We start from the raw sequence: 14,449 nt of genomic DNA, 5'->3' as shown, positions 1-14,449 counted from the left end.
GGCATAGCCTAGTTGTGAAGAGTGTAATCGGATGAGCTGAGCATCGAGTGCGAGTGGGTCAGCGGTTCATCCTTCTGTTTCACCATTATCCGCAGCTGCTCAAGCATTTCTACCGCGCTGCACTAGTAGTAGCAAAGGGTTGGGGTAAATCATCCAGGGTAATTTGAATCCGTTGGGGTGTCAGAGGTTTGGTATCGATTAGGGTTTTTGTCAATAAAGCATTTGTTTGTGTAGGTGCCTGAGCAATTTGGGGAGATTCCTCAGACGAGGACTTTTGTAAAATCGGTGCAGCAGGTGCTTGAGTTAAGGTGCTGGTTGAAGCACAGGCTACTACCGTAGTCATCAGCAGTTGCAGGATCAGGAAACGTGCGGAGTTCATGGTCAGGAGCACAGGGTGATATTGCGATTGATCTTAACTGACCAAGTAGTAATCAAAGGTATTAGTTGATTGCGGTTGCAAGTTATCAGGTTACCGGTTGAAGGTTAGTCGGTTGAAGGTTAGTCGGTTGAAGGTTAGTCGGTGTTGCTGGTTGCTGCTTAGAACCTTGGCCAAAAGGCCAAGCTACCCGAACAACCTACCCTACACCGAACGCCACAAGCGAACAACCGGTTAACCTTCAACCTGTTAACCTTCAACCTGTTAACCTTCAACCTGTTAACCTTCAACCCTATCTCCCCATAGCCTCCAGTTATCCCTATTTCAGGCAAAGCGTATCCTCATATACCATATTTTTTAAAAAAAACATATAAATAAATGTTGCAACTTTTTCCAAAATAGGTTAACTTATATTACAGAAGCTAACAAAGAGCTAGGAGATCTATAACAATGACTCAAGAGCAAGAATCTAAGTTCGGTTTCACCAACTTTGCTGAAACTTGGAATGGCCGTTTGGCAATGCTTGGTTTCGCCATTGGCTTGGCTACCGAGTTGCTGACTGGTAACGGCATTCTGCAACAACTAGGTCTTATGTAATCGGCCATAAGCACTTGGGCGCACGGTGTGCGCCCCTAGAGTTGATTTGTGTTCTACTCAATATTGGAAGCAATATCGGAAGCGCTATACTTGCATTTCTGACACAGATGGCGATCGCACTCGCTGAAAGCTTTACAAAATATAGGGTTTAGCCCGATTGAAGCTCAGCAAAAAAACGAAAGTGTGTTGTTCTTGAGCGATCGCTTAATCCTTCCTAAGAAAATACCTCTCCCCGTTGGAGCAAGAGCAACTATATTTTTTTGCCCTTGACTTACCCATTGACAGGAAGTCCCAAATATGAAATAGGGTATTGAGGTAGGGTAAGCGCATCTAACTTAAGTAAGTTTAGAAAAATCTATATTTGTGAATTGTAACTAATAACAATCAAGGGATTGGAGCTGACTCAAAAGTTTCCTATCTACTTAGTTGTTAATTCCTCAACAATACCCATCACTGCACTGCGGGTTAGTTTAGATTGTCCGAGGGCTAAAACATCAAGGGTTGCATGAGCTAATGCTAGGGGAATTTGGCAAAAATTTCTGGCTGGACTATTCTTCATCAGAGCATTGGTGTAAGCATCAGCTAAATAGAGATTTCTCCGAGCATATTTTTGTAGCTCTTCTTCGCCCCAGCCGTTGGGAAAAAAATCCACTTGCCTTGTCAAATCTTCAGAGCGGTTACGTAGAATGTTGACTGCTTGTAAACCCCGACCAAAACCAACTGCATAACTACGGTTAGTTTGGGTACCATCATACCAAGCCCATAAATCAGAAAGTAACAATCCTACAGACCCGGCAACGCTATAAGTATAAGCATCCAAATCCATTTCTGTATTAATTTCCCAACCGCATTCAGCCCAAGCTGCCATTCGATCTGCCATAGCTGCGCTAGCTTCCCAAATGCGAGGTGCAATGGTTTCCGGTGCTAGCATTGCCCATTCACCAATGCGAATGCTTACTTCTGGAAGAGGCTGTTCGTGGTTACTCAAGGCTAAAGATAATCCCGAGGCACTGAATCCATTACCTATACCTTGTAGACCGAAACTAATTTTTCGCAACAGTGAAGCCTTGGTAGGGTTATCAAGATCAAAATTATCTTCAATTTCGTCAATTGCACGCATACACAAGTATGCAGAAGCAACAGATTCTTGTAACCCTCCTGGTAAGCAACTAATTGGAATGTAGAAAGTTCGACTAGTTTCTTTGAGAATTCCTAAGGCATCTTTACATAGTTGCATAACTTTACCATTCTCATCACCACTTTATAGTATTATATGCCTAAATTTTAAAAGATAAATACTCATCAATATTGAATTTATTATGTATTTTTTGTCAAAAGGACTTAGGCAGTTGACTTAGTTTCGCTCCCTTAAGCACTTCAAGTGTGTTTCAAAATACAATAAGTTCAAAATTTTGGGTGATAAGGGTTTGGGTAAATACGGAAATAGGGAATACAACGCGCATTTACTCAAAACTAAGCCAATAAGCATCTTTGACACCTGGCTAATTAGTCGGCTTCAATCAACTGAAATGACTAACAATGCGTGATTGGGATCAAATTTAGTGTTCGATAAATTTGCTCCGAATCACGACTATTTCTTCTGGATAATTTAAATAACTAATGTAAAAAGTGGCGCATACCGGTGAGCACCATGATTAATCCCAGTTCATCTGCTGCCTGAATCGAGTCTTGATCTCTTAAGCTACCACCTGGTTGCACAATTGCCTCAATCCCTGCTTTAGCAGCTGTCCGCACTGAGTCATCGAAGGGGAAGAATCCATCACTAGCAAGGATCGCATTTTTGTTATTTTCTCCAGCCTGTTCTAAAGCTATATTGACTGCACCTACCCGATTCATTTGACCAGCACCCACACCTAAGGTTGTGCGATCGCGTGTCACGACAATGGCATTAGATTTAACATGCTTACACACCTTCCAAGCAAATAATAATTCTGCCATTTGGTCAGGAGTAGGTTGCTTTTGGGTCACCACTTGCCAATTCTCAGGATTATCCATAGCATCATCCGCAGCTTGTACCAGAAACCCCCCTGCAATAGCTTTCACCGTTTGGTTTGATCCGGTCTGTAAGTCTGGTAATAGCAACACCCTTAGCTTCGACTTAGCACTGAGAATTTCTTGAGCTTCTGGTTCACAGCCTGGTGCGACTACACATTCTAAGAAAGTTTTCTTTAACGCCACAGCTGTAGCAGCATCAATGGGTTGATTTAATGCCACAATTCCACCGAAGGCAGAAATAGAGTCAGCATTGAATGCTTTCTGATAGGCTTGCGATAGGGTTTCTGCCAACGCTACCCCACAAGGATTGGTGTGCTTGAGAATTGCTGCGGCTGGAGTGTCAGTAAATTCATTAATGATCCGCCGTGCAGCTTCTAAATCTACCAGGTTGTTGTAACTGAGTTCCTTACCCTGAAGTTTAGTGGCTGCAGCCCAACCAGTAGGAACCGTTCCGGATTGATACCACGATGCCGGTTGATGGGGATTCTCGCCATAGCGTAGAGATTGGCGCTGTTGTCCAGATAAGGTAAATCGTTTTGGTAGGGACACTGGATCTTCGTAGCCGATCAGGTAGGATGCGATCGCATGGTCATAGGCAGCGGTATGACCAAAAACCTCTATAGCGCAAGCCTGACGGAATTCGATTGATGGTTGATTTCCATTCTGGCGCAACTCCTCTAAGTAATCCTGATACTGACTAGGATTACACAGCACTGTCAGGTGAGCATAGTTTTTCGCAGCTGCCCTCAGCAGTGTTGGACCACCGATATCGATAGTTTCAATTGCTTCTGCTAAACTCACGTCCGGTTTAGCAACAGTCTGTTCAAATGGATAGAGATTCACCACCACCAAATCAATGGGACGAATCTGGTTTGTCTCCATTTCTGCCACATCTTCGGGCAAATCTCGCCTTCCCAAAATTCCGCCATGAATTCGTGGATGTAGGGTTTTAACCCTGCCACCTAAAATTTCTGGAAAGCCAGTGTAATCAGACACTTTCGCTACCGGCAAACCTTCTGATTGCAAGGCTTTAGCCGTTCCGCCACTGCTGATTAAATCAAATTTAAATTCTTCTACTAGCTGACGGGCAAAGTCGATTAGTCCAGTTTTGTCAGATACACTCAGCAGTGCCAGATTTGCCATTTCAAACAATTTTACAAAAAGTCAACCGAATTCTGAATTATCAATTCAGAATGCAGAATTATTAGTTGCTAAATTCAGGATTCAGCAACTTAATAATTCAGAAATAGTTCAGAAATCTTCGACCCTACTTCTGGATTACGGATTCTGCACTCTGAATTATTTTTGTCAAATTATCAAAAGGTTTTTTAGGGTAAATTTTAATAATTCAGCTAACTGGGGTAGGAGCTACAAATTAATTAGCTTACCTACTACTAGTCCGGAATGAATTATTTCAATTTTTACCCATTCTTGCTAATTACAACGGATGGAAAAGTAGATCCGGGAAAAAGCGGTTAAATTCAATCAAAATTCCAGCCGTAATGGTCATCCAAACAGCCAATAACACTGGTGCTAGGGACAAATACTTAACTAAATCCTGCATGGAACATTCTCCTAAAATCGGTAACTATTTTAAGACATTTTGGCACATCAATATAATGCCCTGTCTATAAAAGCGCGAAAATTTGATTAGCGAGAACGACAGTAGTTTTTAGCTAACTTTTCAGTGCTAAAAGCGTTCCCGCGAGGGAGTCTAAGTATGATTGCTAGCGTGGTGAGACAGGAATCTCATCATCTTTAGCAAACATTTCACCAGTGGTGATTTCTTTGAATGCTAACAAAGGCCATGAGGCAGCCAATAGCATCTTACTAAATGCCAAGGGGACTTCAATGATGATTTCTTTTTGTTCTGGGTTCTTACCCTTTTGAATCGCTTGTAGATAGCTGCGACCTGCCCAGCCAATCCAGCCAGTGATATAGAGGAAGAGTAAGCTAGGAATCAGGAAGTCACCCATATGGGAGAAACGACCATCCACAATCAAGCGGGGATATCCCTCATCACCACAAAGTGCTTGAGAATACCGCTCAAATCGGTTCGCACCGGAATTGGGGTCAGCTGTAGTGTTTACGAACTCAGCCTTCCGGGCTTGAAATGCAGCAGACTCACTACAAGGGGTGAGATGATCCAAAGAAGCAGAGGCTGGGCTGATGGCGCAAAACCAAACAGAGACGGCAAAAATTAAAGCTAACAATCGTCGCATAGAAAGTGTCTCCTTTTGTTAAGAAACAAAAAGTTTTTTGTACAAACCAAAAGATCAAATTATTTGTACACTCAGGCAATCTTACTCTGAGCCGTGTATCTAGTAAAGTTTAATTAACTAAAAGTAGTGTTTCAATAAAGGTCATTGGTGAATGGCTTGTGTTTTAGCAATAGAAACCAGTTGTGATGAAACAGCTGTGGCGATTGTTAAAAATCGTAAATGTTGTAGCAATATCGTTACTTCCCAAATTCCTATGCATCGGCAGTATGGCGGTGTGGTGCCAGAGGTAGCATCCCGTAGCCATCTAGAAACCATCAATCATGCGATCGCGCAAGCCCTAGAAGCAGCTCAACTGGACTGGGCAGCAATTGACGGCATTGCTGCTACCTGCGCTCCCGGCTTAGTGGGCTCTCTACTAGTGGGGGTCACAGCTGCCAAAACCCTGGCCATGGTTCACCACAAGCCGTTTTTGGGTATCCATCATCTAGAAGGTCATATTTACGCCACCTATCTCAGTGAGCCAGAACTACAACCACCATTTTTGAGTCTCTTGGTGTCTGGCGGTCACACTAGCTTAATTTATGTCAAAACCTGTGGTAGCTATGAAATACTGGGCGCAACCCGTGACGATGCTGCAGGTGAAGCCTTCGATAAGGTAGCACGATTATTAAAGTTAGGCTATCCCGGAGGACCAGCTATAGATAAGTTAGCACGAGAGGGCAACCCCAAAGCCTTTCCCTTGCCAGAAGGTAAGATTTCCCTTCCTACTGGTGGTTATCATCCCTATGACTCCAGTTTTAGCGGTTTGAAGACAGCGGTGCTAAGGCTGGTGCAAAAATTCGAGCAGGAACACTTAGAAATTCCAGTGACCGACATTGCTGCCAGCTTTCAGGAAACCGTAGTGCGATCGCTTACCAAGCGTACCATTGCTTGTGCTCTCGACTATGGTCTGGACACGATTGTGGTTGGGGGTGGGGTGGCTGCCAATAGTGGATTGAGACAACAGTTGCAAGCTGCAGCAACTGAGCATAATTTGCGAGTTATTTTCCCTCCCCTGAAGTTTTGTACCGATAATGCCGCAATGATTGGCTGTGCCGCAACTGACCATTTAAATCAAGGACATACTTCCCTTTTGACTTTGGGAGTGCGATCGCGAATGCCTATCACTAAGGTGATGGAACTTTATTTAGAGGTTTAAGAGGTTGAAGGTTTAAGAGGTTGAAGGTTGAAGGTTTCAGAGGTTGAAGGTTTCAGAGGTTGAAGGTTGAAGGTTGAAGGTTGAAGGTTGAAGGTTGAAGAACCTCTAACCTGTAACCGGCTAACCTGTAACCGGCTAACCTGTAACTGGCTAACCTGTAACCGGCTAACCTGTAACCGGCTAACCTGTAACCGGCTAACCTGTAACCGGCTAACCTGTAACCGGCTAACCTGTAACCAGCTAACCTGTAACCAGCTAACCTTTATAGTTAGTCCAAAAGCACAATCGGGATGACAGGATTTGAACCTGCGACCCCTTCGTCCCGAACGAAGTGCGCTACCAAACTGCGCTACATCCCGATAAAGCCATAATTTAAGATTTCATCTATTTTATCATGCCTTAGGGGCAATCCGCCCCTAGCTTGCTAGGATCAAGATTAAAGTAACGTAACTTAAATTTATATATATATATAGTTGGAGTATAACCAAGAGTGGTAGTTAAACCAGAATGGTTGCGAGTCAAAGCGCCCCAATGGCAGCGTGTCGGCAATATTAAAGAAACCTTAAGAGATTTAGCACTCAATACTGTCTGTGAAGAAGCCTCTTGTCCCAATATCGGAGAGTGCTTTAATGCTGGTACCGCCACCTTTTTAATTATGGGACCAGCCTGCACCCGTGCTTGTCCCTACTGCGATATTGACTTTGAGAAAAAACCCAAAGCCCTTGACTCCACTGAACCCACACGGCTAGCGGAAGCCGTGCAGCGCATGGGTTTAAATCATGTGGTTATTACCTCTGTCAACCGGGATGATTTACCCGATGGTGGTGCTTCCCAGTTTGTAAAGTGCATTGAAGCCATTCGCCTGGTCTCACCTCATACCACTATTGAGGTTTTAATCCCAGACTTGTGCGGGAACTGGGATGCCCTCAAAACGATTCTTCAAGCTAAACCGGAAGTCCTCAATCACAATACAGAAACAGTACCCCGAATCTATCGGAAAGTACGCCCTCAAGGGGATTATCAGCGCTCCCTTGAATTACTGTTGCGGACCCGAAACTTGGCTCCATCAGTTTACAGCAAATCTGGTATAATGGTAGGTTTAGGAGAAACTGATGCTGAAGTCCGGCAAGTCATGGCGGATTTAAGGGAAGTAGACTGCGACATTTTAACTATTGGTCAGTATCTTCAACCCACTCAAAAACACCTAAAAATTTCTGAATTTATAACCCCTAACCAATTTGATACTTGGAAAGAGTATGGTGAATCCCTCGGTTTCCTCCAAGTTGTTTCTTCTCCCCTCACCCGCAGTTCCTATCATGCCGAGCAAGTTCGAGAATTAATGCATCGCTATCCCCGATGAACAGTTGCATAGTTGCAGGAGAATGGCAAGTAACAACTAACAATCAAAATGACCAAAATCACTATAATCGGAGCTGGTGTTTGGGGTACAGCCCTCTATAGCTTAGCCTCTAAAAACGGTGATCAGGTTTGTTTGTGGTCCCGTCGGAGTCAGACAAAATTAGCAGATGCTATAAAATCTAGCAGTATTATCTTGTCTGCTGTTTCCATGTCGGGGGTAAATTCTGTAGCGCAACAGCTAAAGGGATTATCAGTGTCTCCTGACGTGATCTTGGTCACAGCCACTAAGGGGTTAGATTTGCAAACTACCCGTACTCCCTCTCAAATCTGGCAAGCTGAATTTCCCAACAATCCTGTAGTGGTGCTATCGGGTCCCAATCTTTCCAAAGAAATTAAACAAGAACTCCCAGCCGCTACAGTAGTAGCTAGCACAGATGTAAAAGCAACTCAGATACTACAACAGGTGTTTTCTTCGGCAAATTTCCGGGTTTACACCAATCGAGACCCCCTCGGTGTAGAACTAGGGGGTACCCTGAAAAATGTGATGGCGATCGCATCTGGAACCTGTGATGGTTTACAACTAGGAACAAATGCCAAAGCAGCTTTGCTAACCCGTGGACTTACAGAAATGATTCGTATTGGTACAGATTGGGGTGCTAAGGTAGAAACATTTTACGGTTTGTCGGGACTAGGAGATTTACTGGCAACCTGTAGTAGTCGCCTCAGTCGCAATTATCAAGTTGGTTATCAGCTCGCTCAGGGTCAGAAACTTGCAGATATTCTCGCCAACTTGGAGGGAACAGCAGAAGGGGTCAACACTACAAAGGTTGTGATCGAACGAGCTAAGCTCAAAAGAATTTCAGTACCAATTACTTATCAAGTCCATCGATTGCTCCAAGGGGAGATTACCCCCCAAGCTGCTGTTGAAGCTCTAATGTTACGAGATACTAAGCCAGAGTAATGGTCTGATCTCGAGTGCGTTCGCGTAGCGGCTCTGTTCGCGTAGCGTGGCCTTTGGCCTTAAGAGTATCGCAATGATCATGAAAAATTTACCTGCACCAGCTAGTATCCCTTGCTGCCTGAGTGCGAAAGGTCTCCTGCTCCGGAAGCTCGCCTGCTTTAAAACTCAGACAGGAAAACTCAGACATAAAACTGAGACATTTTGCTGTTGTCTATGACAAAAAACTGAGACAAAAATTGAGACATTTTGCTGTTGTCTATCAGGCATTCTGAAAATATAGAATCTTTAGAGACATGCCACTGCTTGAGCTAAAGCGACTGCATCAAGACATTGCAAACTTTGGTAATGTTTTATAAAGTTTTGTAATATCATTGCCAATCTGGCCACATAGCTGGATGGCAATAATATTTGATAACTCTGGTAATTTGGCAATAATTTGGCAATTTTGAACTATGTGTATGCACTTATTCATAAGTTCGTTGTTTCTTAAAACCCATTCGAGCAAAGGATCTCCGCAAGTAGCGTGCCTACTGCTTAGTCCTTGGTATTAGTCCCTGATACCCCCAAATAAAATTTTTTCTTGAATTAGCGAGAATCTTTCTGGAATCCCCATGATGCGCACTGTAGATTAATACAGCTTTTGACCAAGGTCTCTATTTACCTATAGAGTTACTTCTAAAATAGCTCAAATCAATAGCTCAAATCAGGAAATCCCGTTCCTTTAGCCATCTATAAACCTTTAGCATAATGCGGCAAGGTAGGGTGGAGACATCGGGTGAACCGTTAGCTACGGATACTAATAAGGGCTACCAGGGAAACCGGTAAGTCTTGCCGGAAAAAAATTTTAGTAACTGTTTCTCCGGTCATCATGGGTGGGAATTCTAGTACTAAGTGTGACAAACACAATTCCGTGTTGTCACTGGTTGTAATCGAGAGATCATTATGCCAGCCACTCCTTTCTATGCCGACACAGAATTAGATCACGAGACTTCTGCCTATAGCTTTGAGCTTAATGGCCCAAGGGACGATGGGGAAGGATCAGTGGATGACTTAGTTGATGTGGAGATTGAGGGTGTAGACGCGGCTAGCTTAACCAAAAATAGCACCCGTCGCACCACCGACCTAGTTCGGTTATATCTCCAGGAAATTGGTCGGGTTCGTCTACTGAGGCGAGATGAGGAAGTCTCGGAAGCTCAAAAAGTTCAGCGCTACATGAAACTACTACGGCTGCGCAATAAATCGGCTATATCCGAAGATAAAGTCATGGAGCGCTTTGTCCACCTGATTGAAACCCATGATCGTCTAGCGTCCCAGTTAGGTCACCGTCCTTCCTTAGAACGGTGGGCAACCGCTGCAGGAATTGACGTTTCTCAACTGAAGCCGAGTATGTCAGCTGGCAAACTGCGTTGGGCAGAGTTAGCCGAACTAACATCCAAAGAGCTAGAGCAGGTACAAGCTGAAGGGCTCCAAGCTAAGGAACACATGATCAAAGCTAACCTACGTCTGGTAGTGTCAGTAGCGAAGAAGTATCAAAACCGTGGCTTGGAACTCCTAGACTTAATTCAGGAAGGAACTCTGGGATTAGAGCGAGCGGTTGAGAAATTTGACCCGACCAAAGGCTACCGATTTAGCACCTATGCTTACTGGTGGATCCGTCAAGGAATCACCCGGGCGATCGCTACCCAAAGCCGTACCATTCGCCTGCCAGTTCACATTACTGAGAAGCTCAATAAAATCAAAAAAGCCCAACGGAAGATTTCCCAGGAACGTGGCCGCACAGCAACCATTGACGATATTGCTGTGGAATTAGAAATGACTCCGGCTCAGGTACGAGAAGTATTACTACGAGTACCTCGCTCTGTTTCTTTGGAAATTAAAGTTGGTAAGGAACGAGACACCGAACTGGGAGATTTACTCGAAACTGAGGAAACCTCTCCAGAAGAAGTGTTGATGCGAGAAGCCTTACAAAGAGATTTACAGCAACTCCTAGCCGATCTAACCAACCGTGAACGGGATGTGATTCGGATGCGGTTCGGCTTGGGAGATAATCAGCCTTACTCTCTAGCTGAGATTGGTCGCGCTTTAGATCTATCTCGCGAGCGGGTACGTCAAATCGAAGCTAAGGCATTACAAAAGTTGCGGCAACCCAAGCGCCGTAACCGAGTTCGGGATTATCTGGAAGCTTTGAGCTAATCCCTTGGTGACATATTCCCACACTTACCTATTAACTTCTTACCGATTAGGAAAGTGTGGGCTTATTACTAATCTTATCCTAGCTATCACCCTAGCTATTCCAAGTCCCATGGGTTCTAGTTATTGAAAATTTATTGAATTTATAAACACCTGAGGTTAAATATCTCAGGGAGCACCCCAATATATTTCTTTGTTAGTGGACTTGAGCTGACTTAAAAGTAGGCTACCCGGGCATCAAATCCTTGCGATCGCAATTCATAGGAACGACTTTCCGCTTTACTACGGCTAGAGAATTCTCCAGCATTAAAATAACCGCCTCGACCGTTATCAGATATATTCTCACGAGTCAGAGTCGTCTGACGTAGCACTTCACGCAGCACATTATCATTATGAATGGGGATCACCACCACATAGCGATTCTTCTCAGGTTCAGGATTTATATCAATAAGTCCCAATGCTTGCAGGGTTTGTAAATCAGCTATCCCGGTTGGAAGTAGATTATTATTACGTATCTGAAATTTAAACACTGCATCCTCAGTTTGTTCGCCATATCTCCCATCAACCGGACCGGGATTAAACCCCCGAGATCTCAACGCTTCCTGAAGCCGTATAACCTCTCGACCGCGATCGCCTGGTCGTAGTTCCTTTCTACGGATAGGAGTACCAAATGCTATCGGTTCTTGACTGCTAAAGTCAGCAGGAGGAAGAGGCATCTCCCCAGGTAGGAATCCAAACGGTTGTGATTGAGTAACTAAAGCATTAGATAGTTCTGCTCTAGTTTGTGATCCCACAATCCCATCGGCCCTGAGAGCATAGTCTGTTTGGAATCGAATCACTGCTTGTTCTGTAACTGGACCAAAGTAACCGGTTGGGTCGGCATTGAAATACCCCAGTTCTCTTAACTGTCGCTGCACTTCCGTAACCGCTGATCCACGAGACCCTCGTCTGAGTCCAGATTGATTAACATTCCTACGAGATGGTGCTACTCTGCTTTGTGATGGCAAGAGTACTGCTCTGGTTCGTGGTCCGACTTCCCCATCAGCAGGAAGCCCCTTGTCTCGTTGGAACCGAATCACAGCATTTTTAGTAATTGAACCAAAATAGCCAGTTGGTTGCCGATTGAAATACCCGAGTTCTCGCAAACGACGCTGAACCTCTGTGACATCGGATCCCCTACGACCTTCCCGCAGCACCCTTTGGGCTAGGGCTTCTTCTGCCATCCCCACAATGCTAAGTATGGCAATTAGCAACACTAAATAAATCCGATGGTGAGTAACTACCTTATACTCCTTGAGCCACTGAAACAATTTTTGATTCGACTCTGTCAAAACTGCAGGAGTATAAGCTAGCTCTTCTTCGCTTAAGGCAAGATGAAGATAGGCAAGGGTCTCCATGATTCTTCCAAGGAAACTTTTACGGTTAGTTTAACAGAGAACAGTAGAGCATTGGTAATGTTTTCGACAATAGAATCTCAGAGATTTTACGTAATCGGAGATTAAAGCATGTAGTTATAGAGCAAGACTCTTACCAAAACAGAGCAATTCTCCTCTCTAACCATAACGCAATAGTTTTAAATCATGACCACTATTCGTCACTGGAGTACGTTGCTCCCCCTCCTAGCTTTATTTGTGAGCAGTTTAGGGGGAGTAGGGGCTAGGGCTACCGTAATTCCCAGCACCAATTCCGCCAACAGCATACCCTCGGCCAAACCAACCCAAGCCCAGACTCAAGGGAAATTTCAACTGGCTCAGGGATTGATGGGTGAATGTCGAGCCGCTGCTGAGTCAATGTTTATCTACAAACAGCGATCAACCTCTAACCCAATTAGAACCTTAGACCTTGATGAACGAGTTATTCTAGCCGAAAACAAGGTTAGCAAAGATGGTTGGATTGCGATCAACTCCCCCATTCCTGGATTTGTCCAAGCCCAAGACCTCAAGTTCTGTCCGGGGACAGGAGGAGTACGCCCTACTCAAACACAATCTCTCTGCCGCCAAGCTGGTGAGTCAATGTTTATCTACAAACAGCCATCAATCGAACCAATCAGAACCTTAGAGCCTAATGAAGAAGTTATTCTGGCTGGAAAGAACCCTAGTAAAAATGGTTGGATCGCGATCAACTCCCCCATTCCTGGATTTGTCCGAGCCAAAGATCTAAAGTTCTGTCAGCAGACAGTAATAGTACGGCCTAATCCAACACAATCTCTCTGTCGCGAAGTTATATATAAAGGTAATGATGGTATTGCTGTCCGTAGCAGACCGAATATTAACTCTTCCCGACTGGGTCTTGTCTCCTATGGAGTGAAAGTAAGACTGATCAACCGTCCCCCTCAAGAGCAGTTTTTCCAGGACTCCCAAGGGCGTGAGTGGGCAAGAATAACTTATCCTGTTAATGGATGGATGTCTAACGGGTCTCGTGCTACCGGTGATCAGAATCTTGTGGTTTGTTCCAATTAACCCACCAGATAATTAGCAAGTTGTTAATTACTTATCATAAGACTTTTATTTATACTAAGTCAGCCTGATGTAACAAGGCACCAACTAAGCCAGCCATAGCAGTAATTCCTATAGCAATCATTGGGTGTTGACCTTGGCTGACGGCAAAGGAAGTGACAATCCCTGCACCCAAAGCAGCAGTAACAGCAGCAGCCAAAAGATCTTTATTTGTATTTTTGTTGTACATAAACCTGTTAGCCAGAAATTCAGTTAGGTAGAAATTTAACTTTTTTGATGGTATTAAAAGTTAGTTTCATAACCCTATCATTCTGGATTCTGGCCTTGAAGCTAGATCGGCAATATTGCAATCAAGATTAATATTTAGCTAATTTTCTTAACAAAAACCAGACTTATTAAGTATTGAGTGTTGAGTGTTGCTCGAAACTATTAGTTTATTTTTTTGACATTACCTGCTTTAACCCAACCTTTTTGGTCACTACCAGGCAAGCGTACTCTCTGCCATCGCTTATCATCACTGTATCCGAGGATGATCAGGGTCTGATTGTAGCCAATACCACCTATGCGTTGAGCGTTCAAGCTAGGGGAGTCCCGAAGAATCAACCCCTGTGGCCAGGTAACACTGGCTCGATAAGCACCCGGTTCCAGTTTTGGTAAAGGACTAGGACTAGGAATGGGTTTGGGAGTAGTTGCTGGTTTAGACTGCCCAGATGAACTGGTGGGTTGGGCCTTTGGTGACGGTGACTTCTGGGGTCGCTCCTCAGCAAAAACGGGTTTTTCCGGCTCAACTGCTAGTTTAGTAAAGAAGTAATAAACTGTACCAACAGCAGCACCTGCTAAGATGCCAATGCCGAGAATAAAACCAATGATAAACTGAGCTATCTTGGAAAGACTCATAGGCGGGTATTAAAGATAAAGGTTGAACGCGATCGCGTGGCCTATTAGCCAAGGTTAACAGGTTGAAGGTTAACAGGTTGAAGGTTAACAGGTTGAAGGTTAACAGGTTGAAGGTTAACAGGTTGAAGGTTAACAGGTTGAAGGTTAACAGGTTGAAGGTTAACAGGTTGAAGGTTA

General features: G+C 44.1%; 14 protein-coding genes and 1 tRNA gene. 6 read left to right on the top strand and 9 right to left on the bottom strand.

Annotated elements, in window-relative coordinates:
• Window positions 1-109: 109 nt before the first annotated feature.
• Window positions 110-379, bottom strand: coding sequence for a hypothetical protein (locus F6K46_RS26350; RefSeq protein ID WP_293062558.1), 270 nt, complete (start codon window positions 377-379; stop codon window positions 110-112).
• Between the two features lie 447 nt (window positions 380-826).
• Here F6K46_RS26350 and F6K46_RS26345 point away from each other — a divergent pair, with 447 nt between their 5' ends.
• Window positions 827-973: a chlorophyll a/b-binding protein gene (locus tag F6K46_RS26345; protein WP_070394076.1), complete on the top strand. Its 147-nt coding sequence runs from the start codon at window positions 827-829 to the stop codon at window positions 971-973.
• 418 nt (window positions 974-1,391) lie between these two features.
• On the opposite strand, the gene F6K46_RS26340 is transcribed toward F6K46_RS26345, so the two are convergent.
• The 4 genes from F6K46_RS26340 to F6K46_RS26325 all read right to left on the bottom strand — a co-directional run bounded on the left by F6K46_RS26340 (window position 1,392) and on the right by F6K46_RS26325 (window position 5,211).
• The gene (locus F6K46_RS26340; RefSeq protein WP_293062556.1) at window positions 1,392-2,210 is read right to left on the bottom strand and encodes a phytoene/squalene synthase family protein; all 819 of its coding nucleotides are present in this window, start codon (window positions 2,208-2,210) and stop codon (window positions 1,392-1,394) included.
• Between the two features lie 380 nt (window positions 2,211-2,590).
• Window positions 2,591-4,132 carry a bifunctional phosphoribosylaminoimidazolecarboxamide formyltransferase/IMP cyclohydrolase gene (purH, locus tag F6K46_RS26335; RefSeq protein ID WP_293062554.1) on the bottom strand — a complete coding sequence of 514 codons (1,542 nt, stop codon included), beginning with the start codon at window positions 4,130-4,132 and terminating at the stop codon, window positions 2,591-2,593.
• A 295-nt stretch (window positions 4,133-4,427) separates the two neighbouring features.
• A complete protein-coding gene (psaJ, locus tag F6K46_RS26330) occupies window positions 4,428-4,553 on the bottom strand; it encodes a photosystem I reaction center subunit IX (RefSeq protein WP_070394080.1) in 126 nt (41 codons plus the stop codon).
• A 163-nt stretch (window positions 4,554-4,716) separates the two neighbouring features.
• Window positions 4,717-5,211 carry a Photosystem I reaction center subunit III gene (locus F6K46_RS26325; protein ID WP_070394081.1) on the bottom strand — a complete coding sequence of 165 codons (495 nt, stop codon included), beginning with the start codon at window positions 5,209-5,211 and terminating at the stop codon, window positions 4,717-4,719.
• 151 nt (window positions 5,212-5,362) lie between these two features.
• Here F6K46_RS26325 and tsaD point away from each other — a divergent pair, with 151 nt between their 5' ends.
• Window positions 5,363-6,409, top strand: coding sequence for a tRNA (adenosine(37)-N6)-threonylcarbamoyltransferase complex transferase subunit TsaD (gene tsaD, locus F6K46_RS26320; RefSeq protein WP_293062551.1), 1,047 nt, complete (start codon window positions 5,363-5,365; stop codon window positions 6,407-6,409).
• Window positions 6,410-6,694: 285 nt separating this feature from the next.
• Here the strand turns inward: tsaD and F6K46_RS26315 are convergent.
• Window positions 6,695-6,768 (bottom strand) — tRNA-Pro (locus F6K46_RS26315).
• Window positions 6,769-6,899: 131 nt separating this feature from the next.
• On the opposite strand from F6K46_RS26315, the gene lipA reads away from it, so the two are divergent.
• The 3 genes from lipA (at window position 6,900) to sigC (ending at window position 10,922) form a co-directional block, all read left to right on the top strand.
• Window positions 6,900-7,769, top strand: a complete 870-nt coding sequence (gene lipA / locus F6K46_RS26310; protein ID WP_293062549.1) for a lipoyl synthase — start codon at window positions 6,900-6,902, stop codon at window positions 7,767-7,769.
• Between the two features lie 48 nt (window positions 7,770-7,817).
• Entirely contained in the window at window positions 7,818-8,729 is a 912-nt protein-coding gene (locus tag F6K46_RS26305; RefSeq protein WP_293062546.1) for an NAD(P)H-dependent glycerol-3-phosphate dehydrogenase, read from the top strand.
• A gap of 942 nt (window positions 8,730-9,671) precedes the next feature.
• On the top strand, window positions 9,672-10,922 hold the full coding sequence (gene sigC, locus F6K46_RS26300; protein WP_293062543.1) for an RNA polymerase sigma factor SigC: 1,251 nt from the start codon (window positions 9,672-9,674) through the stop codon (window positions 10,920-10,922).
• 212 nt (window positions 10,923-11,134) lie between these two features.
• Here the strand turns inward: sigC and F6K46_RS26295 are convergent, their stop codons facing one another.
• Window positions 11,135-12,316, bottom strand: a complete 1,182-nt coding sequence (locus F6K46_RS26295; protein WP_293062541.1) for a peptidoglycan-binding protein — start codon at window positions 12,314-12,316, stop codon at window positions 11,135-11,137.
• A 183-nt stretch (window positions 12,317-12,499) separates the two neighbouring features.
• Here F6K46_RS26295 and F6K46_RS26290 point away from each other — a divergent pair, with 183 nt between their 5' ends.
• Window positions 12,500-13,378 carry an SH3 domain-containing protein gene (locus tag F6K46_RS26290; RefSeq protein WP_075901664.1) on the top strand — a complete coding sequence of 293 codons (879 nt, stop codon included), beginning with the start codon at window positions 12,500-12,502 and terminating at the stop codon, window positions 13,376-13,378.
• Between the two features lie 49 nt (window positions 13,379-13,427).
• Here F6K46_RS26290 and F6K46_RS26285 read toward each other — a convergent pair whose 3' ends face one another.
• Window positions 13,428-13,604: a hypothetical protein gene (locus F6K46_RS26285; RefSeq protein ID WP_293062536.1), complete on the bottom strand. Its 177-nt coding sequence runs from the start codon at window positions 13,602-13,604 to the stop codon at window positions 13,428-13,430.
• 200 nt (window positions 13,605-13,804) lie between these two features.
• Window positions 13,805-14,272, bottom strand: coding sequence for an SH3 domain-containing protein (locus F6K46_RS26280; protein ID WP_293062534.1), 468 nt, complete (start codon window positions 14,270-14,272; stop codon window positions 13,805-13,807).
• Window positions 14,273-14,449 lie beyond the last annotated feature (177 nt).

This window comes from Moorena sp. SIO3E8, assembly GCF_010692445.1.
Lineage (GTDB): Bacteria > Cyanobacteriota > Cyanobacteriia > Cyanobacteriales > Coleofasciculaceae > Moorena > Moorena bouillonii.
The sequence above is the reverse complement of the archived record's forward strand: the minus strand, read 5'-3'. Positions and strand labels throughout refer to the sequence as shown.